The organism is Microbacterium martis, assembly GCF_047246685.1.
Taxonomy (GTDB): Bacteria; Actinomycetota; Actinomycetes; order Actinomycetales; family Microbacteriaceae; genus Microbacterium.
This window is the reverse complement of the sequence record NZ_JBFOKT010000002.1, coordinates 949,740-974,462: the sequence shown is the minus strand read 5'-3', so window position 1 is coordinate 974,462 and position 24,723 is coordinate 949,740. Positions and strand designations below refer to the sequence as shown.

Below are 24,723 nucleotides of genomic sequence, written 5' to 3'. Positions count from 1 at the left end.
CGAGCGCCCCGAACGGAGATGTACACCCCAGAAGGACGGATGCCGCGCACCAGACCTTCCCAAGCGCACATCTCCTTCCCAAGCGCACATCTCATCCTGACGCGCACACGCGAGCGCCCCGAACGGAGATGTGCACCCCAGAAGGACGGATGCCGCGCACCAGACCTTCCCAAGCGCACATCTCCTTCCGAAGCGCACATCTCATCCTGACGCGCACACGCGAGCGCCCCGAACGGAGATGTACACCCCAGAAGGACGGATGCCGCGCACCAGACCTTCCCAAGCGCACATCTCCTTCCGAAGCGCACATCTCCCTCCCAAGCGCACCCCTCCGTCCCAAGCGCACACCCTCCGCAAGGGCGGAGGATCGGAGATCGGGCTTGGTCGAAGGTCCGCTGCTCAACGTCGGTGGCCCGGCGTAGGGTCGCACCATGAGCAGCACAGCATCCGCCGCACGTCACGGAGTGATCCCCTCCTACCTCCTGGCCCGTCTGGCCGAATCGGGCCGGTTCCCCAAGGCGGCCGCAGCCGCGCGGCAGACGCTGACGGCCGGCCGGCCCCCCTTCCGCGCGCGGCTCGACCTGTCGATCGACGAGAACGGCGACCTGGTCGCCCAGCTGTCCGATGCGCCGAACCGCACGATCAGCGACGCCGGCAACACCCAGCAGCTCCCGGGGGCCGTGGTGCGCAGCGAAGACGACGGCCCGGTCGACGACGTCGCGGTCAATGAAGCGTTCGACGGGCTCGGGGCGACCTTCGAGATGCTGTTGGCGGCGTTCGGCCGCAATTCGCTCGACGACGCGGGCGCTCCGCTCGACGCGACCGTGCACTACGGCGTCGACTACGACAACGCCTTCTGGGACGGCGCCCGCATGGTGTTCGGCGACGGCGACGGCGAGGTGTTCCAGGGATTCACCGCGTCGACCACGGTCATCGGACACGAGCTCGCCCACGGCGTGGTGCAGCACACCGCCGACCTCGAGTACCAGGGCCAGCCCGGCGCTCTCAACGAATCGATCGCCGACGTTTTCGGCGCGCTGACGGAACAGTACGCGCTCGGGCAGACGGCAGATCAGGCGACCTGGCTCATCGGCGCCGAGATCTTCACGGATGCCGTCGAGGGCAGCGCCCTGCGTTCGATGATCGAGCCGGGCACGGCCTACGACGACGATGAGCTCGGCAGAGATCCGCAACCTGCGCACATGAGCGGTTACGTGCGCACGACCGAAGACAACGGCGGCGTGCACATCAACTCCGGCATCCCCAATCGTGCCTTCGCCCTGTTCGCGATCGACCTCGGCGGGAACGCCTGGGAGCGCGCGGGCACGGTCTGGTACCGCGCGCTCACCGGCGGGCTCTCGGCGACCGCGACCTTCACCGAGTTCGCCGACGCCACCGTCGCCGCCGCGGCCGAGATCGATGACGAGACCGCTGCAGCCGCTCGACGCGCGTGGACCACCGTGGGAGTCTATGGGGATGAGCGAGTCCCCTCCTCCGACTGACGTCCGCGTGGTGATCGCCGTGGTCCGCTCCGGTGGCATCGCCGGCATGCGTCGACAGTGGCGGGTGGAGGCCGACGCGCCCGACGCCGACGACTGGATCTCCCTGATCGAGAACTGCCCCTGGGATCAGCAGGCGGATGCCGCCACCGGCGCCGACCGCTTCGTCTGGAGCATCCGCGCGCGCACGCCGTCGGAGCGGCGGGAACGAGACCTCAGCGATGAGGAGATCGACGGCCCCTGGCGCACCCTGGTCGACGCCGTGCGCGAGGCCTCGCGGCGCGACGGCCGCTGACCGCGATCCGATCGATCTTCACGGCTCGCTCGCCATGCCGAGGGCGACAATGGACGCATGGGACTTTTCCAGCAGCGCAAGGACGACGAAGAGAACCAGTGGGCGGGTCTGCCGTCGGAGCCACTCGAACGCGGCGCCTCCGACGTGCTCGACGCCCCGCCGCCCGTCGACCCGATGACGATCGGACTGGGCGCCGAGGTGAACTCGGTCGTCTTCCCGGTCGCCCCTCCTCCCCCAGCCGCCTTCTCGATCGAGAATCGCGAGCCGAACGCCTCCGACCCCGAGCCGGACTCCTCCGACCACCCCCGCGACGAAGCCTGACCGCCGCCGCGAGGGCGGCCGACGATGGGCCGTCGCCGATGTCCGTCGCCGGTCGCGGCTACGGTGGAGGGATGACGATCATCGCCGCGGCAGACGGCTCCGCCCTGGGGAATCCGGGCCCGAACGGGTGGGCCTGGTACATCGACGACGACAACTGGGCGGCCGGCGGATCGGCGCACGGCACCAACAACCAGGGCGAGCTGCAGGCGGTGCTCGAACTGCTGACGGCGACGGCCGGCACCGACGAGAAGCTGCACATCTGGTGCGACAGCCGGTACGTGATCGACTCCGTGACGAAATGGATGCCGAACTGGAAGCGCAGGGGCTGGCGCAAGTCCGACGGCGGACCGGTGCTCAACCGCGACCTGCTGGAGGGCATCGACGCGGCCATGCGCGGACGCGAGGTGCAGTTCTCCTGGGTCAAGGGTCACGCCGGCGACGAGCTGAACGAAGCAGCCGACGAGCGCGCCAACGCAGCCGCTCAGGCGTACAAGAACGGCCAGGAGCCGCGCCGCGGTCCCGGGTTCACGAGAGCGAGCGGCGCGGGAGCCGCCGTCGCGGCATCCGCTCCCATCGCGGCATCCGCACCCGTCGCGGCATCCGCTCCCGTCGCTTCGCCGGCCCCCGCATCCGCGGCATCCGCCCCCGCCGCGGCATCCGCTCCTTCGCCGATCGCCACGGCATCCGTCGCCGAGCCGCTCTGGGCCGAGGCCTCCGACCTGCTCGACGGGCTCGACGAGCGAACCTCCAACCCCATCGAGGTGCGCCTCGCGCTGTCGGGCGACGAGCACGCGCGGCTGCTCGACCGCGCCGAAGCGCAGGGCGTGACCCTCGAAGAGGCCCTCCGCCGCCTGATCTGAACGGGCGACGCGGCACCGAGCGGGCCCGCCTCCGATCGTCCGTAGACTCGGCTGATGGGAGGCACGGTGACGCAGCGGTGAGGGCGCGCAGCGTGTTCGGGCTGCTGCGGCTGGGCGCGGCGGCGATCTGCCTGGTCGCCCTTATCCATCGGCTGAGCTGGGGCCTCGCGTCGAACACCATCGCCAGCGAGAACTTCTTCGCCTACCTCACGAACCAGTCGAACATCGCGTTCGTCGTGCTGCTCGTGGTCGGCGGAGTCATCGCGCTCCGACGCGCGCAGGATCCGCGGTGGCTGACGATCGCCTTCGCGCTCGTGCTCTCGTGGACCATCACCGCAGGCATCGTGTTCGCCGTGATGGTGTGGCAGGGCGGTGAGCGGGGCATCCGCATCGACGTGCCCTGGTCGGATCAGATCCTGCACTTCTGGCTGCCGGCCTGCACCATCGCCGCCTGGGCGCTCGCGCCCGGACACCGGTCGGTCCCGTGGCGCGTCGTGCCGCTCACCCTCGCGTATCCCCTGGCCTGGGGTGCGTTCACGATGTGGCGCGGGCCGCTGATCGGCTGGTACCCGTACTACTTCCTCGATCCGCGGCAGGTGAGCGGACCGGTGGAGTTCCTCACCTTCTCGGGCATCGCCCTGATCGTCTTCGCCGCGGTCGCCGCGGTGCTGGTGCTGATCAGCCGGATGCCGACGCGCAGGCGCTGGCGCGACGATCAGTCGGCGGGGGCGTAGACGGCGAGCGACTGCAGCGCCGCCTCGAGAGCCGCGGTGTCGTCGAGCGCGGCGAAGTCGGCCGCCGCCTCACCGCCGACGACGCCGACCAGGATGTTCTCTCCCGTCGCCGGACGGAGATTGATCCAGGTGCGGATGCCGACGTCGGCGCCCACCGTGTGCCAGACGGCCGCCTCCGACTCCCAGAACGGCTCGTCGAAGCGGAGCCACATCGTCTCGATGTCGCCCATGCCGAGGCCGGTGATCGCACTGCGGTTGACGAACGGCAGCGGCGGATCGAACTCGATGTCCTGCTCCTGCAGCACGCCGAGCGGCACGCTCACCACGACCCGATCGAACGACAGGGCCTCACCCGTGCCGAGACGGATGCTGACGCCCGACTCGTCGTGCGCGATCCTGCTGACCGCGGTCGAGAGCGAGACCCGCACCCCGTCGAGCGCGTCTTCGACGAGGGGCAGGAGACTGTCGCGCGCGCCCTGCACGGCGGCCGGGGGAAGAGGCGGGGGGAACCAGCTGGAGAGCTCTGCGGCATCCGCCCCCGCCGTCGTCGAGAGGAGCGCCAGCAGGGCCGCGAGCGACGGGTCGGCGGGGTCGCTGCCCGCTTCGACGAGGGCGTCGGCGAGCGAGATGTCGACCGGGCCCGCCTGCGCCGCGGCGATCGCGTCGGCGAGCGGCTGATCGTCGACCGGCTCGACCTCGCCCTCCGGCCCGTGCCACTGGTCGCCCGCGAGGTCGATCACGCCGATCTCCTGGCCCTCGAGCCGGCTGAGGAGGTCGGCGTCGGGTTCGGAGAACAGCCAGGCTCCGAGCTGCACCGGCATCGGCCACGCGTCGTCGGTGATGCTGTGCACCCGGCCGCCGATGCGGTCGCGGGCCTCGAACACCGTCACCTCGAGGCCGGCGTCGGCGAGGCGCGCCGCCGCGGTGGCACCGGCGAGTCCGGCGCCGACGACCGCCACCCGTTCGCCGGGCTCCGCCGGATCGGCGAGTTCATCGGCCGCGCGGGCACCCGACCGGATCGCCCCGCGCATCGTTCCGGGATCGTCGGGATCGGTCGCCTCTCCCGCGAAGAAGAGGCGGTCGCCGACCGGACGCGCGAGCTGGGTGCGGGTCTCGGCGAGGACGCCGACCGGGACGAAGCTGACCGCGCCGTACGCGAACGGGTCGGTGGCCCAGGTGCTGCGCAACCGTGCGGCGGGCTCGGGAATGCCGGGCTGCGGCTGGGGTTCGCGCGTCGGCGTGGGGCTCGGGCTCGGCTTCGGATCGGGCGTGCACGAGGCGAGCAGCACCGAGACGGCGCCCGCGCCGGCGCCGAGGAGCAGAGTGCGGCGCGTGATCCTCATCGTGTCGCCACTTTATCCCGCCGGGCGCGGAACCGGCCGATCCGCGTACGGATCGGCCGGTTCTTCAGGAGCTGAACGCGGTCAGACGGCGAGCAGCTCCTTCTCGAGCCGCGCGTACGACGCCTCCATGCCGTCGGCCATGCCGGTGGCGAGGATCATGTCGCGCGTCTCCTTGTCGGGGTACTCGATGTACAGGGTGATGAGGGTCGCGCCGTCCTCCTCGTAGAGGTTGAGGTCGTTGAGCGTCTCGACCGGCATGCCGATCATGCGCTCGGTCTGCACCGAGCGGCGCGGCGCGTCGATGACGAGCGCCTCCCCCTCGAAGCCGAACGGCTCCCCTTCGGTGTCGCCCACCGGCGCCCACGAGGTGCGGTACGCCTGCCCAACCTCGGTCGCCACGACGCACTCGGTCATCTCCCACCCGTCGGGGCCGAGCAGCCACTGCTTCATCAGCTCGGGCTCATTGTGGGCGCGCCAGACCAGCTCGCGCGGCCCCTCGACGAGGCGGGTGATGCGCACGTGGGTGTCGTCGAGCTTCTCGACGTTCGTGCCCTTGCCCTGGGCGTAGTCGCGCAGGCTCTGCAGCACGGTGTCGAGCTGCGACATGGCGAGCTTGATGCCCTCGACCTGGCCCATCTCGACCACCTGCTCGATCGCGTCGACCGAGGCGAAGTGGCTGGTCGTGGTCATCCGCGTGCCCTCGGCGGTGGGCTCGAACGCGAAGGTCATCCGCTGCGCCGGGAAGCCCTCCAGCGGCTGCCCGTTCTCGTCGACGAACGTGTCGAGCACCTCGAAGCCGCGGGGCTCGTCGATGCGGAGGAACTCCCACGAGCCCGACGACGTCTCGCCGCGCGGTCCGTTCATCGTGTAGACGGCCCGTCCGCCCACGGTGTGGTCCCAGGCGGTGAACGTCGCCGGCCATCCGGGAGGGCCCCAGAAGCGCTCGAGCTGCCGCGGGTCGCTGTACGCGCTCCACACGCGCTCGACGGGTGCCGCGAAGTCGGCGACGACCGTCATGGTCAGGTTCTCGGTGTCGGTGATCACATCGGTGACAGGCATGTCAGTCTCTTTCCTCAGATCGGTCGGTGTTCTCGGTGTCGGTGTTCGTGGGCTGGGTCCCTGAGCTTCCGCTCTGGGTCCCTGAGCTTCCGCCCTGGGTCCCTGAGCTTCCGCCCTGGGTCCCTGAGCTTCCGCCCTGGGTCCCTGAGCTTGTCGAAGGGCCGGCCAGCAGGTCGTCGAGCCGAGCGATGCGCGACCGCCACAGCTCTTCGTATCGGGCGAGGAGCGCCCTGGCGCGGGCGATCATCTCGGGGTTCGCGCGGACGAGCCGCTCGCGTCCCTCGGCGCGCTTGACGATGAGGTTCGCCGCCTCGAGCACGGACACGTGCTTCTGCACCGCCGCGAACGACATCTGGTATTCGGAGGCGAGGGTCGAGACGGACTGCTCCCGCTCGATCGTCCGGCGCAGGATGTCACGCCGGGTCGACGTCGCCAATGCGTGGAACACACGGTCGACCTCCGCTTCACTGAGTTCTCTTTGTACAACCATTTGGTTGTAGGTTAGACCTGGGCGGATGGCGTGTCAAGAGGATGTTGTCATTTGCATCTTTAGATCGGAGTAACCGTCGCTTTACACCGGATTACCCACGGTGAAATCGGAGTGATTCCGATGTAAAGCGGAGTGTCGCGCCAACGACGAGGACTGGCAGCGCAACCCTGACAGCAGGCGACAACGATGTGCCTACTCGGGCACTCCGCCTCCGTTTGGAGTGGTGATGAAGCCAGTCGAGATCGCACGGTTGATCGCTCGACGACGGTTCTCGAAGGACTCAGAACTGCACTGGGTGCCGCGGGACCACAGTTCCCCAGCTGGTTGCGCCGATGGCACCACGTTCGCTCGGGTCGATCGGAGCCTCGGTCGCTTGGATTGGTCCGTCATCGATCCCATGAAGGTCCGGGTCTCCAAGGGAGCGAGCCACTTCTTCACAGGGAGCCAGTACTTCTGGAGCCGTACCCGCACCCATGTGTGGTGTGAATCCCAGTTCGAGCGCGACGAACTCATGTGGCTGGATTTCGGCGGTCAGGTACAGAAGGTGTGGTCGCAGCCCTTCGGCGTAGTGTTCGGCATACGGTCCCCGCTGGCGGGGCATTGGCACGTGCCCGACTTCTTGTTGCAGTTGTCGGACGGCTCCTATGCCCTCCGAGACGTCAAACCGCTAGATCGCATCGATGACTACGCCCAACTGCAGTTCGATGAGACGGCCCGGGTGTCCGCGGCGCTTGGTTGGCCCTACGAAGTGAATAGGCCTGACTTTCGTTCCTATTGGGAGGCTTGTCCAGCAGCTGCTGGGTGGGCTGATTCGAGGTCAGCGTAGTACGCGTTCTCGACCTCGAGTGGGGTGCGCACGTCGAGCTCGCCGTGAAGACAGGCGTTGTTCCACCACCAGACGTATTCAAGGGTCGCGAGTTCGACCTGCTCAACCGTCCGCCAGGGGCCTTGTTGGCGGATGAGCTCGGTCTTGTAGAGGTTATTCACGGCTTCCGCCATCGCGTTATCAAACGAGTCGCCGACCGTTCCCGTCGAAGGGACGGCGCCGAGCTCGACGATCCGGTCGGTGTAGACCATCGCGGTGTAGTTCGACCCGTGGTCTGCGTGATGGATCAGCCCGTCGAGGCGTCCACCGACGTTCCACGCGGCCATGTCGAGGGCCTGCATCGGGAGAATCTCCGACCGCAGCGTCGACGCAACGTTCCAGCCGACGATGCGTCTCGAGTAGACGTCCGTGACGAACGCGACGTAAGCGAAACCCGGACCACGTCACGACGTAGGTCACGTCGCAGACCCAGAGCCGCCGCGGCGCGGGTGCGGTGAACCGCCGGTTCACGAGATCGCTCGGCAGGACCGCCGTCTTGTCGGAGCGGGTGGTGAACACTCTCTTCGACTTCCGGACGCCGCGCACCCCGGCGAGACGCATGAGGCGTTCGGTCTGGTCGCGACCGACTTCCCAGCCATTCCGGCGCATCAGCGGTGCATCTTCCGGCGCCCGTTGACGCCGTAGTTCTCCGCATGCAGCCGGGCGACCTCCGGGACGAGGAGTTCGTCTTTCAGCTGTCGTGCCGATGGTGCACGACCGACCGCGGCGCGATACCCGCGGGAGGTCAGAAACCCCTGCACTGCCGGGCGCAACATCCGACAGATGAGCTCGACCCCGAAACGATCCCGGTACTCGGTGATGAACCGGATCATCTCAGTCAGGGACGGTCGAGCTCCTTCGCGAAAAACACACTCGCAGCCTTGAGGATCTCGTTCGCCTTCCGCAGCTCCGAAACCTTCTTCTGCAGCCGCTTGATCTCCGCCGCCGCATCGGTAGTGACTCCGGGCTTCACCCCAGCGTCGACCTCGTGCCGCCGCTGCCAGAGCCGCAGCGTCTCCGGGCTCATCCCGAGCAGCCCGGCCACATGCCGGACTGCACTCATCATCGTCGGGTGTGACGGCCGCTTCTCCGCGAGCATCCGCAGCGCCCGCTCACGCATCTCCGGCGAGTACTTCTTGTTCATCGTGTTCCATCCTTGCTTGAAGAACGGAACGAAAGTCAGGCCGATTCATCTCGCCGACCCTCCTTTTACGAGCCAGCCACGCAGCTCGGAGCGGACCTCGTCAAGGAACCACCGCCAGTCAGCCGTCGTCGAGACCGGTTTCTCGTTGTACTTCATTTGAATGACGCCGTAGCCATCCCATCTCGCGCCCGCCCCGACCGGGAAGTCGACGAGGCCGTCGAACGTGGCGTCGCGCTTCGCGTCCCGACCAGATCCGAACGGCCTGACACCATTACCCAGTTCCGCCTTCGCGAGCGCCTGAAGCATGTGCTCGAACTGTTGTCAGCCCATTCGGTTGAGGTTGTAGTGGCCCACGAAGTCCTCCCGGGTCAACGTCGACGCCGAACAGGCGCACGAGAGACATTCTGTCGTGTCGGACCCACGCGCGCTGACCCGAGCAAGCGAACAACCGCGCGCTCAACCCGCGACGCCCGCTAGTGTGCTCCTCAAAGCGGATAGCCGGGGGCGCGATGACGGATCAGATCAACCCAGAGGAGCTATGGGCGATTGGGGGAGGATCACCAACTCGCCAGTCACTGTTTGAGAGCGACCTCGCTGGATTCTCGCTCCTCCGCAGCCCGACGTCGCCGGCATGGCGGCGACCCCAGCTCGGCGCGCTCGCGGCCGTCGCTAGCCACTGGACACTCGCGCCGGCGGAACGGCTTCTCATCTCCCTGCCCACCGGCTCCGGAAAGACTGGCGTGGCGACCGCCCTTCCTCACATCGCACGATCCCGCAGGGTCCTCGTCGTCGCACCGGGCGTGGAGCTGCGCAAGCAACTCGCGGAGGCATTTCGACATCAGCACGATCTCATCCGGGTTGGCGCCATCGATCAATCCTGTCCGCGCCCCATCGTCCAGGAGGTCACGGGCCGGAATGTCGACTGGGAACGGCTCGCTGCTTGCGACGTCGTTGTTTCACTGCCGAACTCGATCAGCCCACAACACATGCCTATCGAGAATCTCCCCGACCCGGATTTCTTCGACCTTCTGATCTTTGATGAAGCGCATCACACGCCTGCCACAACCTGGCGTAAAATCCTCGAGCACTTCCCGCGCGCACGCGCCGTTCTCCTGACAGCAACGCCTCGCCGAGCAGACGGCAAGCTTCTGCCCGGGACCCACGCCTACCATTTCCCGCTTCGAGCGGCGATTGACGACGGTCTCTTCAACAGCATCCGCCCCGTGATCCTTGAGTCGCCGGCCCCGCTCACCGATGCCTCGAAGGACGCACAGATCGCCGATGCCGTCGTGCAGACGCTGGGTCGCGAAGAGCATCGAAGCAGTGTTGCCCTAATACGAGCGGGCACTGTCCACCGCGCCAGCCTTCTGCAGAGCACGTACAAGGATCGCGGACTGCACACCGAGATCCTTATCGGAACGACCCCTCAAGGCGAACGCGACTCGATGCTTGCGCGATGGCGAGCGGGGGAGCTTCGAGCCTTGATCGCAGTCGACATGTTGGGGGAAGGGATAGACGTTCCTCGGCTGCGCGTCGTCGGCTACCACGACAAACACAAGTCCGTGCCGGCGACCATGCAGTTCATCGGTCGGCTTGCTCGATCCAGCGCCGATTACCCGCAAGAGTCCGTCCTGGTCACGGTGCACGATGAGGACGTGTACCCAGCACTGCAAGGGGCTCTACGCGAGCTGTACGTCGAGGACGCCGACTGGGTGCAGATCCTTCCGACATTGATCGACGACGATGTTCAACGCGAGCAGCAAGATCGAGCGTATCTGTCTGCGTTTGATGACGCTCCGGTCACATTCGCGCTGCGGTCGGTTCGACCGCTGGCCCGGGCCAGCATGTATGAAGTGCCGCTGGGTATTGACTGGGCACCAGACTTCAAGGACGGGGTCCCCGAGGAGCTGCGCACGGGCGAACGCTTCATCGGCCGGGAGATCGTCTACTCGGGGCTCAACGAGCTCGGAACGCAGCTGATACTCCTCACAGCGGAACCCAACCAACCCAAGTGGTATGCGGGGCCCGAACTCCGACGAGACATATACGACCTGGCCATCGTGAGCTGGATCCGCAGCACGGATACCCGCCGAGCCCACCTTCTCTTCGTGAACGCTCAAGACACCGGGCTCTCCAACGCCGTCCGCGACACGCTGGATCCGACCGGGGTGCTCCGGAACGGGAACCCGGCCTTCCTGCAAGCCGCCTTCGACTCGCTCGAGCGCCTTTCCGTGTCCTCTGTGGGGGTGAGGAACACGTTCGCCGCTGTTCCCGGCACCCCCGCGTACTCGACGTTCGCCGGCAGCGGTATCGATCGGGGACTCCGAGAAGCCGACACAAATGCCCGCTCGCTCGGACACGCGATGGCCCAAGTGAAGGTCGCGTCCGGTGCATCGGCAACAGCCGGTCTCGCCGCCGAGAAGGCCAAGTACTGGGAGACTCGCTACCTGGGTTTGCGTGAATACGATCTGTTCGCGGCGGAACTTGCGGGGCGGTACTGGTTCCCCCGAGTCACCGAGTCCGGGCCACTACTCCCGAACGTCTCCAAAGGCGCGCGCACGGACGCATTTCCCTCGCACCCTATCGCGGCAGAGATGAGCCCAGCACTGTTCGGTGCCGCCTGGACGCTGCCGGACGGCCGCCCGTTGGAAATCCTGGAGCTCGGCATAAGTTCGGTCGACACACAAGACTCCACGCAGCTGCACTTGTGCCTCGTCGACCCTATCGACCCGGAACTGGAGATCTGGGTCGGGCGACAATCTGTCGACGGACGATTCGTCTCTGTCCGAGGCGACGAGACACTTCATCGAGGCACGGGTCACTCGGCAGAGCTCGCGGAACTATTCGATACGCATCCGCCACTGATCTACTTCCTCGACGGAACTACAGTAAGTGGCGGCACGACATTCCCCGCCACTCGCACCGAGCGCTATCTTCCCAACATCCAATTGATCGAGACCGACTGGACCGGTGTCGATCTGATGAAAGAAACACGTCGAAATGGTGGCGACCGGTCGATCCATCACTGGGTCGAGGTCCATCTCATGAATCGCCCCATTGGGAACGACGTTCGGCAACGGTGGGTGTTCCACAACGACGGTGGCGGAGAAATTGCCGACCACGTCGTTATCGAACGATCCCACGCGGGGCGTCTTCGAATCGAGCTGTGGCATTCGAAGCCGTCCAGCTACGACACACCAGGTGTGCGAGTGAAAGACCTCGAAGTCGTAGCCCAGCAGGCTGCGAAAAGCCGACGACACATCACTGATCGGGGGCTGTGGCACCGTATCGCACGCCGTTTGGAAGGAGCAGAAGCCCCGCCGCTCACCCTGCTGGCCGGCAACCTCGACGACATACGAGCGTTGTGCGGACTGATCGAGTCGAGAATGGACGAATCCATTGCCGATACCCCACCAGTGCTTGAGTCCAGGATCGTCGTCGTCCAACCCGGGCTCAGTGCCGGTCAGCTCCGTCAGCGACTCGCATCCGACGCTGACGATATCGGCGCAGGCCAGGTCCGGGAGTTCCTCACGTTCTTGCACAACGCCGTCGGCGGGTTGAGTGAAGTCGAGCTGTACTGCTCAACCTGAGCAGCGCTGTCCCATCAGCGCCATCGCTCGCCTTCGAGGATGTCTTCAATCCGGTGTGGGCTACCGCCTCGGACGAGCCACTGAATCGGGGTCTGCCCCTCTTCACCGTGCGCGAGCTCCTTTTTCGCTACCGTCATAAACCCTTGCACGCTCGCAGGATGCCCATCGTCGAGAAAAGCGTGCACAACGCGCGCGAGATGCGGGAGGAGGTGATCGGATGTGTCGTCGGTGAACTGCCAGCGCGGGTACACCAAGATGCCCATCGCATCGAAAGCGAACAGAGCACCTCCACGGCGGAACTTCCGCACCTCGTCGCGACTGACTCCGAGCCGCGCAGCCACTTCCGATTCTCCGTTACTTGCTGCGATCGCCTCCAGTGAGGTGCGCTGTTCTGATTCCCGCAACTCCCCCGCGCGACGCGATCTTCGGTTTCTGCGAACTGCTCTGGTGTAAAGGCACCGGATTCAACTAGATATGCACGTTGTAGAGGGGTAAGTCCGGGCGAATATGGGCGCACTCGTCGAAGTAACTGCTCCGCTTTGCGTCGCAGCACGGTCTCGATCTCGCGCCCGACATCATCGGACGCGATCGTCCCCAGCAGCTGGTCGACGGCATCATCGATCGTCAGAGGTCGAACATGGTTCACCATCGTGCACCTCCCTGCTCGTGATGCGGGAAAGACGATACGAGCTACCGCGACTGTATCCCCGAGCGTGCCGGGCCAACGTGCTGATCGTACGAGTACGGAGCGCTCCCACGTAGAGCGTCTAGCGTTCGGCCGTCGTTGACTGCCATCCGCGCGGATCGTGACACGCGGCGCCCGCAGATCGGAGGAACGTCGATGCTGCGAGACCATCTGCGGGCGATCGCCTAGAGGGGCGGCACCCCCGTCTCGAGAACTCGCCAACTCCGTCGCGAAGTCTGTGACTCCAGCCGCGCGCAGCGGCTCATCGCCGCGATCGCCATGACCCCTCTCCGCTCATCCTCGGTCGCGCCGGACTCACGCTCGAGGTTCAGATGCTACGCAAACGAAGGATCGACGTAGCGCCGCATGAGTCGCACTGTCCTGAGTCAGGACGACTCGCGAAGCTCCCTGGAGCGGCGCTGATAAGGTCCGCTCCATGAGCGATGAACATCAGCCGAAACCCCACAATGCTGTGGCGACGCGCCTTGAGTACGGCCGACACATCCCGCACTGGCCTGACATGAAGCTGTTGCGCGCGAAAGGACAGTTCCACGAACTCCTGAACCGTTGGGACATGTGGATGTCTGCCCAACACGTCTACGCGGTCCCCACATTCTCCGCAGACCGGCTGTCTGCCGAGCTGCACCTCGTCGTGGAGATGGAACCGCCGGTCGAGGAATGGTCTCTCATCCTCGGGGACGTAGTGCACAACCTCGTTAGCTCGCTCGACTCCCTCGCCTGGGCGATCTGCACCCTCGACGGCGCCACCCCGGCCTCGCCAAATCGAGTGTACTTCCCGGCCGATGAGAAGGAATCCGTTTGGAAAGGTCGCGTAAAGGATCTGAACACGATGCCGCCCGAGATCCTCGAACGAATTCGGGCGATCCAACCATGGACCCTGCCCGATCCACGTCGCTCGGTTCTGCACATCATCAAAGCGCTCAACAACGAAGACAAGCACCGCCAACTTGTGAGGCTAGAGAGCAGCGTCCGCAGCGTCGCGAGCCCCAAGCTCACTGACGGGACCTGGACTGACTTCTTGATCACGCCGAGCACCGATGACCAGTCATTAACGACCGGCAAGCATCTCGGCACTATCGTCGCAGCCCAACCGTTCCCCGACGATCCGCACTTCGACCGGCTGGAGATCTCCCCACGCATGAAAGTCGTCGTGAGCGGGCTAACCTGGGAACTCAGTTCACTCTTGCACCTGGCCGTCGAACTCGTCCGGGACTGCATCAGCTGGGTTCAGGCAGGCGAAACTCGTCCACCTCTCCTGCTAAACGTGGAACTGGCGAATGTTCCCGGTGACCCCACGCGCGTGATCACCCAGAACTACTACATCGACGAGCAAGACCGAGAGCGCGCGATGAACAGTCCTGCAGACGCCAACTCGTCCGGGACGCCTTGAAGGCGTCTCACATCACCTGCTGACTGCCGCTCGTACACCCCCGCTCACGCACTGCCGAGTTCACGTGCGCGTCGCTCGTTCGTGCGAGAAACGATCTCGTCGGTCACCGACGTTCTCTCCGGGTCCTCGTCGAGATGGACGAGACGCAGATCAAGGTCGACCGGGTTGCCCGCGCTCGCCGATACGTGGACCTTCATCATCGGAAGTGCACCGATGTCCATCGCAGACTTGACCAGTTGGTGGAAGGTTTCTGAGTGCGTCTCAGGAAGATAGCCCGCGACAGTGCGTTCACGACCCACGAGGAGGTCTATCCGAACCGCGTGGACGATGCGTGGGTTGTGAGGTTCGGCGACGAGCAGCGCTATCAAGTCGCTGTCCTCACCATTTTCTTCCCAGGTTTGGAGCGCGCTTCGCACCTGCTCCTGCTGTGCGCTGGACTGGACGACATGGATGTCGGCGCCACCAGTCAGCCCCATCGCCTGGTTCGGCACCAAGGGCGCGTATGCCCACTCACCTAGAGGCGCCATAGGTTCACCCTGGAACTCGAACGCGTGGATACGTGCGTCAGCCTCCACGCCACGAAGGGGAGCGGTGTCAGAGACAAGAGCAGCGGCGAACGCATCCCAGATCTCAGCGGAAATCCGCCCACGGACCCCCACAGTGAATCCGTTGGCAAGTGCCCAGGTTCGCACGACACTCGGAGAGGTCTCTCGGTTCGAGGGTTCGACCCTAGGGGCGGACTTCTCCAACGAGGCGCCGGACCGACGTCCCGCAGTCGTCCCGAGGCGAACTTCGACGGGAATTGTGGGCTGGAGATGCGCGAGGAGGATCGCGAAAGTATCGGGATGCACAATGCGTGTTCCGATTTCGCGCGCCTTGGCGAGCTTGGTGCCAACCATCGTCCCATCGGTGACCAGCATCGCCGTGAACCGGGAAACGTTATTCATGACCCGAACACCAAGCTCGGAAGCACGTCCTTCCAGCCGCGCGCGTTGCCGGTCGTCGCATCCGGTGAAGGCTACTTTATCGCCGACGCGCAGGGGCACCCCGAGACTCCAGTCGCCAGGGAGCGGACTCAGGTCCGCGCTCATTCTCGCGGCGCGCGCCGCGGATGCATGGGCAATCAGTTCATTGACCATTGCTCGAGATACCTCAAGCGCGTCGCAGAGGGTGAACAGCTCTTCGCGTTCAGCCGTGGAAACGTGCCCGTCATCGACAGCCCTGTGGGCGAGTGCAAGGATGAACGCTCTATGCGCGGAATGGAGATCGACATCGTCGAGCCCATAGACGCTGATCAGCTCTCCGAGATCGCCCGCTTCTTCGTCACTGATCTGGCCGTCCTCGAGCGCGTCAAGGAGTGTCTCGAGATACACAACGGCGCCGTCGGGAGCGCCTTCTTCGAGGGCCTCGAAGAGACTGAGGTCAGTCATCTGCCGAAGCAGCGGCGGTTGTGTCGGCCTGGCTGGCGTGATCCTCCTCGGACGGGGCCCCAAATCGCGAGATTGTGTCACGACTGCGCTACCGGGTGCGCGCGAAGGTCCCGAGGGCCAACGGACGCTTCGCGCGTCGTCGCGCAGAGCCTCCAGAGCCTGATTCTGATGACGCGGTGCCCGGGTGAGATAGTGGCGAAGAAGCCCTGCCGTTGCGCGTGCATCGCCCAGCGCAGAGTGGGCGCTCTCGAGAGTCACGCCAGCGGCCCAGCAGCAGTCCACCAATCGGCGCCGATCCAGCTCAGGAAAATACTCACGGCTGCGATCTAGCGTGCAAAACGCAGGAAGCCGCGGCGTATCCCAACCCGCGCGCTGGAACTCCGCTTGTAAGAATGCAAGGTCGAACTTCGCATTGTGCGCCGCAATCGGAACGCCAGCGATGTAGGGAATGAGCTGCGGGGCGACATCCCGAAAAAATGGAGCGGTCATAACATCGGCGTCTGTGATCCCATGGATGTGAGTCGCGCCGACGGAACCTTCAGGATTGAACCGAGTCGACCACTCGTCGAGGACGTTACCCTCTCCGTCGATACGCACCACCGCGAGTTCAACCACGCGGTCGCGGCGCGGCGAGAGTCCGGTCGTCTCCACATCGACAACCGCGAGAAGAGGCATGCGTCTTTGAGTTGACCCCTGGGAGGCATCCGCGTTGGTGAGCCCTGCGGGTGCCGCTCGCTTGCCGAACACCCAGTCAAGAAAACCCATGTACCGTGATCCGATCCCTCGAGCACCGTCGCGAAACGGGACCCGAAGTCGGCCAGGACCCAGCTCACATCCTGCCGGATGCCGGCGACATTCCGCACTCGCCCCGACCCGCGCTGTCTCCACCCGCACTCATCCGCTGCATGTCTGGCTGCTCGATCAGGTGGCAGACCACAACGCCAGCCGCAACCGTCGCCGCGATGTGGAGCCTCAACCACACGTGCGTTCCCTATCGACGCAGTTCACAGAATGTCACCCCATGCTCGTACGATGACATCACCGAGAAGAACTCGTCGCGGGACGCCGATTCACGCTTTACATCGGAGTTAGTCCGATTTCATCGCGTTCCCGACAATGTCGATTCCGGATGCGCCGATCAGAGTCGGTCGAGTTGCTGCATGAAGTCGTCGGCCATGTCCAGCTGCTCCCTGAGCCTCTGGCGCCGCAGCTGGGCACCTTCGCGGATGTCATCGAATCGGGCGCGCAGCGCGTGATCACCGCGTGCGGCGGTCAGCGCGTCGACGACGTCGAGAAGCTCACGCATCTCGTCGAGCGTGTACCCCAGGGGTTTCATCCGTCGGATGAGCAGGATGCGCTCGACGTCCTTCTCGGTGTAGAGGCGGAAGCCGCCGTCCGTGCGGGCCGACGGCTGCACCAGACCGACGTCGTCCCAGTGCCGGAGCGTGCGGAACGACAATGACGTGCGCTCGGTCACCTCCCCGATGCGCATGGTTCTCTCGTCGTCCACTCGACCGCCTCCTGCGGATTGCCGCGCAACACTCACGTCACGTTAGAGTCGGATCGGGCGCGGCTCTCGCGTCCGACATCCTTCATCTTCTCGCGCCGGGCTGACCGGCGTCTGCCCAGCGTCGCGCTCCCGACCTTCTCCCCGCTCTCACGAGAGAGCCCGACACCCGGAGGGCCCATGACCGCCGTCACACCCATCGGCGACGCCGCCTCGCGATACCGCATCGAACCCACCGTCCTGCAGGCGCTGCGCAGCCCTCGTCTCCTCACCCGCGAAGCTCTCGCCGGCCTCGTCGTCGCGATCGCGCTGATCCCCGAGGCGATCGCGTTCTCGATCATCGCCGGCGTGGATCCGCGACTCGGCCTGTTCTCGTCGTTCGTCATGGCCGTCGCGATCTCGTTCCTCGGCGGACGGCCGGCCATGATCACCGCGGCCACCGGAGCGGTCGCCCTCGTGATCGCCCCCGTCGCCCGCGAGCACGGCATGGACTACTTCATCGCGACCGTGCTGCTGGCCGGGCTCATCCAGATCGTGCTCGCCGTTCTGGGCGTCGCGAAGCTCATGCGCTTCATCCCCCGGTCAGTGATGGTCGGCTTCGTCAACGCGCTGGCGATCCTCATCTTCACGTCGCAGCTCCCTCACCTCTTCGGCGACAGCATCCCCTGGCTGGTGTACCCGCTGGTCGCCGTCGGCCTCGTCATCGTGTTCGTGATGCCGCGGTTCACGAAGGTCATCCCCGCACCGCTCGTGGCAATCATCCTGCTCACCGCCGCGGTCGCCGTGTTCGGCTGGAACGTGCCGAACGTCGGAGATCAAGGCGAGCTGCCCCGCAGCCTGCCCGAGCTCTTCATCCCGAACGTGCCGCTGACGTTCGAGACCCTGCAGATCATCGCGCCCTACGCCCTCGCGATGGCCGTCGTCGGCCTGCTCGAGTCGCTCATGACCGCCAAGCTCGTCGACGACATCACCGACACGCACTCGCGCAAGACCCGTGAGGCGTGGGGACAGGGAGCCGCGAACATCCTCTCCGGCGCCTTCGGCGGCATGGGCGGGTGCGCCATGATCGGCCAGACGATGATCAATGTGAAGGCGTCCGGTGCACGGACCCGCATCTCCACCTTCCTGGCGGGCGTGTTCCTGCTGATCCTCGTCCTGGTGCTCGGCGAGGTCGTCGCGGTCATCCCGATGGCCGCACTGGTCGCGGTGATGATCCTCGTGTCGGTCGCGACGTTCGACTGGCACAGCATCCGCCCTTCGACCCTGCGTCGGATGCCGAAGAGCGAGACCGCCGTCATGCTCATCACCGTCGTCGTCACCGTGTGGACCCACAACCTCGCGATCGGCGTCGTGCTCGGCGTGATCGCCGCGATGGTCATGTTCGCCCGTCGGGTCGCGCACTTCGTCAGCGTCACGCGCACGGTGGACGAGGCCGGCGCGCACTACGCGGTCGACGGGGAGCTGTTCTTCGCCTCGAGCAACGACCTGACCACGCAGTTCGAGTACGCCGACGACCCCGACACCGTCGTCATCGACATGAGCCGCTCCCACGTGTGGGATGCCTCGACGGTCGCCGCACTCGACGCGATCGTCACGAAGTACGAGCACCACGGCAAGACCGTCACGATCCAAGGACTCAACGACACCGCCGCCGCGTTCCACGGCCGGCTGTCCGGCACCCTCGGCAGCGGCCACTGACCGGAGTTTCGAGCGGTGGATCGATTCGCCGCTCGCAGCCCTGAAGCCGGTGTCAACGGCTCAGCGCATCAGCCGGAGCTCCGAAGCGTCGAGAATCCGAGAATCGGCCCTGGTGGCCGTCAGCGGCGCCGCGCCGGAGGCAGGTCGACGGGGCCGGTGACGGAGAGCTCGTCCTCCCAGACCTCGATGCCCCGCACCCCGGGCAGGCGGGCCCTGGTGAAGACCGGGTCGAGTCCCTCGCGGCGCTGCTGCGTGTAGTCCTTGAGCAGGCGGAAGGCGACTCCCGAGAGCAGGGCGATGGCGACCAGGTTGACGATCGCCATGAAGCCCATCGCACCGTCGGCGAAGTTCCAGACGACGTCGGCCGAGACGAGCGATCCGACGAACACTGCGGCGATCGCGAACAGACGGTAGCCGAGCAGGGCGGCCGGCTTCGACGTGATGAACTCGATGTTCGTCTGTCCGTAGTAGTAGTTGCCGAGGATCGAGCTGAACGCGAGCAGGAAGATGATCACGATGAGGAGGACGTTCGACCAGCTGCCCAGCGCGTCGACGACCGCCCCCTGCGTGAGACCGATGCCGCGTTCGGCTCCGGCGAGATCGGGCACCGAGACCAGGATGATGAACGCGGTGATGGAGCAGACCAGGAAGGTGTCGAAGTAGACGCCCAGCGTCTGCACGAGCCCCTGCTTGACCGGATGCGTCACCGCGGCACTCGCGCCCGCGTTGGGCGCCGAGCCGAGTCCCGCCTCGTTCGAGAACATGCCCCGCTTGACGCCGGTGAGGATGATGTATCCGAGAGCCGCACCGACGATCTCGTTCGGGCCGAAGGCCTGCGTGAAGATCAGGGCGAACACCTCCGGGAGCCGGTCGATGTGGATGGCGACGATCACGAGTCCGAGGAGGAGATAGAGCAGCGCCATGACGGGGACGAGCGTCTGGGTGACCGAGGCGATGCGTCGCACGCCGCCGAAGACGACCAGTCCCATGAGCACCGCCAGGGCCACTCCGACGACCCACGGGAGCCACGCGATGGGCTCGCCGCCGAAGCTGCCCGCGATCGTGGCCTGGATGGTGTTCGCCTGCAACGAGCTGAACGCGATCGGGAAGCAGATGATGAGGATGACGGCGAACAGCACGCCCATCCACCGGGCTCCGAGTCCGCGCTGCATGTAGAACGCGGGCCCGCCGAGGAACCCGTCCTTGTCGCGCGTCTTGTAGAGCTGCGCCAGGGACGACTCGATGAACGACGACGCCCCGCCGATGAACGCCATCAGCCACATCCAGAAGATCGCTCCGGGACCGCCGATCGCGATGGCCGTCCCGACGCCGGCGATGTTGCCGACCCCGACGCGCGAGGCCGCGGAGATCGTGAACGCCTGGAACGCCGAGACCGATTGCGGCTCGCCGTCCGCGGTGCGGGGGGTGCGATCCCGCAGCGTCCGGAACATCTCGGGGATCAACCGGAACTGCACGACGCCGGAGCGGATCGTGAAGTACAGGCCGAGGAGGACGACGATCGGCAGGACGATCCACGTCCACAGATTGTCGCCCCAGGTCAGCAGCCACTCGTTCACAGCATCCATCCGGACAGTATGGCGAACGGGGGTCGCCATGGCCAACCACCCGCGTCGGTCGAGCCTGATGACCGCGCTCGCATCGGCCACCAGACCTGTCAGCGGTGAGAACACCGAGTTCACGGCATCGTCCGAGGGCGAGGATTGGTCTCGTCATCTCCACCTGACGAGACGCGACGGGCGTTGGTCCTGCGTCACCCAGGCGAAAGGCGCGCCGAACCTCGCGTCGTTCGATGGCGCGCAGGTCTTGCCGCCGGCGCCTCCCGGCTTCTCCGGACGCGCCGCATTCGACGACGCAACGTACGTCGACCTGGGCGGTTCCCCGCTGACGAACAGCATCCCCGTGCGGCAGCTCAGGATGCTCGACCGCGAGCCCGGATGGTCGACCTCGGTGCATGCCGCCTGGGTGCTCCCTCCGACGCTCGAAGTGGTGCCTTCCCTCCAGACGTACACGGTCACCGCACGAGGGCGGATCGCCTACGGGGATGCGGCGACGAGCGTCATCGTCGACTACGACGAGGACGGATGGGTGACGACCTACGACGGACTCGCCAGGCGCCTCGCCTCGGACGGTGAGCCCACGGACAGGTGACAGACCTGACCTCGCCGCCCCGGATGCCGGACGCGGACGTGCCCGCCACCTCGCGGTGACGGGCACGTCGCGCGGGGGAAGGGCTCAGCCGAGTCGGTCGAGCCTCATGGTGGCCGTGGCGCTGTGCGCGGCCATGCCTTCGGAGTCGGAGATGACCTGCACGGCGTTCGCGAGCTCGGGCGTGGCCTCGCGCGTGATGCGCTGGTAGGTGAGCGGCTTCAGGAAGCGCGAGACCGACAGGCCCGCGCTGTGCTTGGCTCCACCGGCGGTGGGCAGCACGTGGTTGGTGCCGGCCATGCCCTTGTCGGAGTAGGCGACCGTGCTCCACGGACCGATGAAGAGCGAGCCGTAGTTGCGGAGGTTCTCGTGGTACCAGTCGTCGTCGGCGGTGAGCAGCTCGAGATGCTCGGGGGCCAGGTCGTCCATCAGGGCGGCGGCGGTCTCGCGGTCCTTCGCGACCGTCACGACTCCGTAGTCGCGCCACGCCGGTCCGGCGATCTCGGCGGTCGCCAGCGTCTCGAGCTGCCGGTCGATCGCCTCGATCACGGCCTTGCCGTGCTCCTCCGAGGTGGTGACGAGCGCGGCCGGCGAGTTCGGGCCGTGCTCGGCCTGACCCAGCAGATCGGCGGCGACCAGCTCGGGGTCGGCGGTCTCGTCGGAGATGACCGCGACCTCGCTCGGGCCGGCGAGCAGGTCGATCGCGACCGTGCCGAAGAGCTGACGCTTGGCCTCGGCGACGAACGCATTGCCCGCGCCCACGAGCATGTCGACGGGCAGTTCGCCGAGCAGTCCGTAAGCCATCGCGGCGAGCGCCTGGACACCGCCGATCACGAACACGCGGTCGACCCCGGAGAGGTGGGCCGCGTAGACGACGGCGTCGTTGGCGCCGCCGTCGGGCTGCGGCGGGGTGCACGCGATCACGGTGGGCACGCCCGCCGCCTTGGCGACACCCACGGTCATGAAGGCGCTCGCGGTCAGCGGGAAGCGGCCGGCGGGAAGGTAGGCGCCGACGCGCGAGACGGGAATGTACTTGGCGCCCGTCACGATGCCGGGCACGAACTCGGTCTCGAAGTCGGTGAGGTGCTCGCGCGACGCGCGGGCGAAGGCCTGCGTGCGAGCGGCGCCCAGCTCGATCGCCTCGCGCAGCGCCGGGTCGAGCCGCTCACCGCTCGAGGCGATCTGCTCGGGCGTCAGTTCGAGCGAACCGCCCTGGTAGTTGTCGAGCTTGCGGGCGTAGTCGAGCACGGCGTCCATGCCGCGCTCCCGGATGTCGGCGAGCATGGTCGTGACCGTCTCGATGACGGCCGGGTCTCGCTGCGCGGCGGGGGCGTCGACCAGCGGCGTCTTGAGGTGGTGGAAGGCGCCGTCGAGGCGGGAGAGCACAGGAGTGGAGTAACGCATGCTGGAAGGCTAGATCGACAGCATCCATTCGACAAGCCTGATGGTCCTTGACCATTCATCGGGTTTACCATTGGCTGTGACCATCACCCAGCTGACCGCGTTCCTGGCGGCCCTCGAGCACGGCTCGTTCACCGCCGCCGCCTCTCATCTCGAGATGACGCAGGCGTCGGTCTCCGAGCTCGTCGCGCGCCTCGAACGCGAACTCGGCGTCACGCTGTTCACCCGCGGCAGCCGCCGACTCGTGCCCACCGAAGCCGCCGTCGAGCTCCGCCCGCACGCGACCCAGGCGGTGAGCGCCGTGCAGAACGGCATCGACACCATCCACGCGCTCACCTCGCTCGACCGCGGAACGGTCACCTTCGGGGTGCTCCGCAACGCCGCGTACTACGCGCTCGCCGACCTGGCGGAGACCTTCCACCACCGCCACCCGAACGTGCGGCTGCGCCTCGTCGGCATCAACTCCGCGCACGTCGCCCGGTCGATCGCCACCGGCGAGCTCGAGGCCGGGCTGCTCGTGCTCCCGGTCGACGAGGAGGGCCTCGAAGTGCGCCCGCTCTTCCGTGACGAGGTTCTCTACGCCTCGGCCACCCGGCCTCTCGACGCCGGCCCCGTGACCGTCGAGGAGGTCGTCGACGCGAAGCTCGTCCTGTACGACGCGTTCGCCGGGTGGGACGACCCGACGAGACGCCAGCTGCTGGAACGCGCCCGGCTGCGCGGCCTCACCCTCGAACCCGCCGTCGAGGTCGAGAATGTCGAGACGGCGTTGAGCCTCGTCGCCGCGGGAGCCGCCGACACCATCGTGTCGCGGTCGATCACCGAGGCCGAGGGCTTCGCCGCCGGCATCCGCACCTTCCCGTTCGCCGAGCCCATGCACGACACGATCGCCCTCGTGCAGCGCGAGGGAATGCTGCTGTCGCCGGCGACGCAGCGGCTCGCGGAACTGGCCGAGCGGATGCTGCGCGAGAGGCTGCCGGAGCACCAGGGCCGGATCGCGCTCGGCTGACGCCGGCCCTTCGACAGGCTCAGGGACCCAGGGGGCGGGGCCCTTCGACAGGCTCAGGGACCCACGTCCGTTGGGTTGCTGAGCTTGTCGAAGCACCGGGGCGGGGCCCTTCGACAGGCTCAGGGACCCACGTCCGTTGGGTTGCTGAGCTTGTCGAAGCACCGGGGCGGGGCCCTTCGACAGGCCCAGGGACCCACACCGGAAGGCGGGCGGTCAGTAGAGGTCGGCGCGACGGTCGTCGAAGAGGTGATTGTGAGGGGGCAGCGACTTCTCGCGGATGGCCGCGAGCGAGAGCACCGCGGTCGCGCCCATCACGGCCCGGAACGCGACGATCCAGCCCTGTTCGTCGATGATGGCGGTGCCGTCGGTCCAGTCCACCCCGCGCTCGGAGCCCCATCGGTCGGCGATGACGACCGGCAGCCGTGAGGAGCGGGCCGAGGCCATGGCCTGGATCAGCTCGGGGGCGTGTTCGCCCTCGGGCCGCGGCACGAGGGGCCAGTTGACCGGCAGCGCGAGGACGTCGGCGCCGGCGAGCGCCAACCGACGCGGAACCTCGGGGAACTCGTTGTCGTAGCAGATGGCCACACCGAGCCGCCCGAACGAGGTGTCGACGACGAGGCCCGCCTGCGTCCCGTGATCGAACACGAGCTTCTCGGTTCCCCACAGGTGCGACTTGCGGTAGTCGGCCAGGCGCCCGTCGCGCGTCAGCACGGCTGCCGTATTGAACAGCTGCGCCCCGGCGAGTTCGGCGTACCCGACGACGACCACGGCATCCTCGGGGATGACCTCCTGCACCGCCGCCCATCGGGGGTCGTCGGCGGTCAGTCCGACCTGCTCCGCCTCGTCCCTGTCGGTGAAGACGTACCCGCTGGTGGCCAGCTCGGGCAGCACGATGAGCCGGGCCTCACGCCGGGCCGCGGCGATGATCGCGTCGCGGATGCGGCGGAGGTTGCCCTCCAGGTCTCCGATCACGACCTCGGGCGACAGGGCGGCGACGCGCAGGTCGTCGACATCGGCAGGCATGGCTTCCATACTCCCCTCGGAGACGCCGGAGCGGGGGGGGGCCGGCGCCCCCCCCCCCCCCCCGGGGGCGGGGGGGGGGGGGGGGGGGGGCCGCCCCCCCCCGCGCCGCGGGGGGGGGGGGGGGGGGGGGGGCGGCGGGGGGGGGGGGGGGGGCGGCCCCCCCCCCCCCCCCCGGGGGGGGGGGGGGGGCGGGGGG

19 protein-coding genes and 2 pseudogenes are annotated in these 24,723 nt (G+C 66.9%); 10 read left to right on the top strand and 11 right to left on the bottom strand.

Features of this window, described 5'->3' with window-relative positions; genetic code table 11:
• Nucleotides 1-431 precede the first annotated feature (431 nt).
• The 5 genes from AB3M90_RS12595 (at nt 432) to AB3M90_RS12575 (ending at nt 3,709) form a co-directional block, all read left to right on the top strand.
• Nucleotides 432-1,502 carry a M4 family metallopeptidase gene (locus AB3M90_RS12595; protein ID WP_412952398.1) on the top strand — a complete coding sequence of 357 codons (1,071 nt, stop codon included), beginning with the start codon at nt 432-434 and terminating at the stop codon, nt 1,500-1,502.
• Entirely contained in the window at nt 1,477-1,794 is a 318-nt protein-coding gene (locus AB3M90_RS12590) for a protealysin inhibitor emfourin (protein WP_412952397.1), read from the top strand. Before AB3M90_RS12595 ends, AB3M90_RS12590 begins: the two co-directional genes overlap by 26 nt.
• Nucleotides 1,795-1,851: 57 nt before the next feature.
• A complete protein-coding gene (locus AB3M90_RS12585; RefSeq protein ID WP_412952396.1) occupies nt 1,852-2,115 on the top strand; it encodes a hypothetical protein in 264 nt (87 codons plus the stop codon).
• Between the two features lie 71 nt (nt 2,116-2,186).
• Nucleotides 2,187-2,975 (top strand): ribonuclease H family protein, encoded by a 789-nt coding sequence (locus AB3M90_RS12580; protein ID WP_412952395.1) that lies wholly within the window; start codon nt 2,187-2,189, stop codon nt 2,973-2,975.
• A 77-nt stretch (nt 2,976-3,052) separates the two neighbouring features.
• On the top strand, nt 3,053-3,709 hold the full coding sequence (locus AB3M90_RS12575; RefSeq protein WP_412952393.1) for a Pr6Pr family membrane protein: 657 nt from the start codon (nt 3,053-3,055) through the stop codon (nt 3,707-3,709).
• Here the strand turns inward: AB3M90_RS12575 and AB3M90_RS12570 are convergent.
• The 5 genes and pseudogenes from AB3M90_RS12570 to AB3M90_RS12550 form a co-directional block, all read right to left on the bottom strand.
• Nucleotides 3,691-5,052 (bottom strand): flavin monoamine oxidase family protein, encoded by a 1,362-nt coding sequence (locus tag AB3M90_RS12570; protein WP_412952392.1) that lies wholly within the window; start codon nt 5,050-5,052, stop codon nt 3,691-3,693. The genes AB3M90_RS12575 and AB3M90_RS12570 overlap by 19 nt on opposite strands.
• A gap of 81 nt (nt 5,053-5,133) precedes the next feature.
• Nucleotides 5,134-6,111, bottom strand: coding sequence for an SRPBCC family protein (locus tag AB3M90_RS12565; RefSeq protein WP_412952391.1), 978 nt, complete (start codon nt 6,109-6,111; stop codon nt 5,134-5,136).
• A 133-nt stretch (nt 6,112-6,244) separates the two neighbouring features.
• Nucleotides 6,245-6,601: pseudogene (locus tag AB3M90_RS12560) on the bottom strand (ArsR/SmtB family transcription factor); the annotation flags it as partial.
• A gap of 771 nt (nt 6,602-7,372) precedes the next feature.
• Nucleotides 7,373-8,610: pseudogene (locus AB3M90_RS12555) on the bottom strand (IS3 family transposase).
• A 45-nt stretch (nt 8,611-8,655) separates the two neighbouring features.
• Nucleotides 8,656-8,916, bottom strand: coding sequence for a hypothetical protein (locus tag AB3M90_RS12550; RefSeq protein ID WP_412952389.1), 261 nt, complete (start codon nt 8,914-8,916; stop codon nt 8,656-8,658).
• 203 nt (nt 8,917-9,119) lie between these two features.
• Between AB3M90_RS12550 and AB3M90_RS12545 the strand changes: the two genes are divergently transcribed.
• A complete protein-coding gene (locus AB3M90_RS12545; RefSeq protein WP_412952387.1) occupies nt 9,120-12,200 on the top strand; it encodes a DEAD/DEAH box helicase in 3,081 nt (1,026 codons plus the stop codon).
• Nucleotides 12,201-12,214: 14 nt separating this feature from the next.
• On the opposite strand, the gene AB3M90_RS12540 is transcribed toward AB3M90_RS12545, so the two are convergent.
• Entirely contained in the window at nt 12,215-12,541 is a 327-nt protein-coding gene (locus AB3M90_RS12540) for a hypothetical protein (protein ID WP_412952385.1), read from the bottom strand.
• A gap of 780 nt (nt 12,542-13,321) precedes the next feature.
• Between AB3M90_RS12540 and AB3M90_RS12535 the strand changes: the two genes are divergently transcribed.
• Nucleotides 13,322-14,296 carry a hypothetical protein gene (locus tag AB3M90_RS12535; protein WP_412952383.1) on the top strand — a complete coding sequence of 325 codons (975 nt, stop codon included), beginning with the start codon at nt 13,322-13,324 and terminating at the stop codon, nt 14,294-14,296.
• A gap of 44 nt (nt 14,297-14,340) precedes the next feature.
• On the opposite strand, the gene AB3M90_RS12530 is transcribed toward AB3M90_RS12535, so the two are convergent.
• Both AB3M90_RS12530 and AB3M90_RS12525 read right to left on the bottom strand, forming a co-directional pair.
• Nucleotides 14,341-16,491 (bottom strand): exonuclease domain-containing protein, encoded by a 2,151-nt coding sequence (locus tag AB3M90_RS12530; RefSeq protein WP_412952382.1) that lies wholly within the window; start codon nt 16,489-16,491, stop codon nt 14,341-14,343.
• Between the two features lie 373 nt (nt 16,492-16,864).
• Nucleotides 16,865-17,218 (bottom strand): MerR family transcriptional regulator, encoded by a 354-nt coding sequence (locus AB3M90_RS12525; RefSeq protein ID WP_412952723.1) that lies wholly within the window; start codon nt 17,216-17,218, stop codon nt 16,865-16,867.
• A gap of 195 nt (nt 17,219-17,413) precedes the next feature.
• Here AB3M90_RS12525 and AB3M90_RS12520 point away from each other — a divergent pair, with 195 nt between their 5' ends.
• The gene (locus AB3M90_RS12520) at nt 17,414-18,931 is read left to right on the top strand and encodes a SulP family inorganic anion transporter (protein WP_412952380.1); all 1,518 of its coding nucleotides are present in this window, start codon (nt 17,414-17,416) and stop codon (nt 18,929-18,931) included.
• A gap of 119 nt (nt 18,932-19,050) precedes the next feature.
• On the opposite strand, the gene AB3M90_RS12515 is transcribed toward AB3M90_RS12520, so the two are convergent.
• Nucleotides 19,051-20,517, bottom strand: coding sequence for an alanine/glycine:cation symporter family protein (locus AB3M90_RS12515; protein WP_412952379.1), 1,467 nt, complete (start codon nt 20,515-20,517; stop codon nt 19,051-19,053).
• A gap of 28 nt (nt 20,518-20,545) precedes the next feature.
• On the opposite strand from AB3M90_RS12515, the gene AB3M90_RS12510 reads away from it, so the two are divergent.
• On the top strand, nt 20,546-21,100 hold the full coding sequence (locus tag AB3M90_RS12510; protein WP_412952377.1) for a putative glycolipid-binding domain-containing protein: 555 nt from the start codon (nt 20,546-20,548) through the stop codon (nt 21,098-21,100).
• 84 nt (nt 21,101-21,184) lie between these two features.
• On the opposite strand, the gene hisD is transcribed toward AB3M90_RS12510, so the two are convergent.
• The gene (gene hisD, locus AB3M90_RS12505) at nt 21,185-22,501 is read right to left on the bottom strand and encodes a histidinol dehydrogenase (protein ID WP_412952375.1); all 1,317 of its coding nucleotides are present in this window, start codon (nt 22,499-22,501) and stop codon (nt 21,185-21,187) included.
• Between the two features lie 76 nt (nt 22,502-22,577).
• Between hisD and AB3M90_RS12500 the strand changes: the two genes are divergently transcribed.
• Nucleotides 22,578-23,504: a LysR family transcriptional regulator gene (locus AB3M90_RS12500; protein WP_412952374.1), complete on the top strand. Its 927-nt coding sequence runs from the start codon at nt 22,578-22,580 to the stop codon at nt 23,502-23,504.
• Nucleotides 23,505-23,717: 213 nt separating this feature from the next.
• On the opposite strand, the gene AB3M90_RS12495 is transcribed toward AB3M90_RS12500, so the two are convergent.
• Complete coding sequence (locus AB3M90_RS12495) at nt 23,718-24,527, bottom strand: nitrilase-related carbon-nitrogen hydrolase (RefSeq protein WP_412952372.1); 810 nt, start codon at nt 24,525-24,527, stop codon at nt 23,718-23,720.
• Between the last annotated feature and the right edge of the window lie 196 nt (nt 24,528-24,723).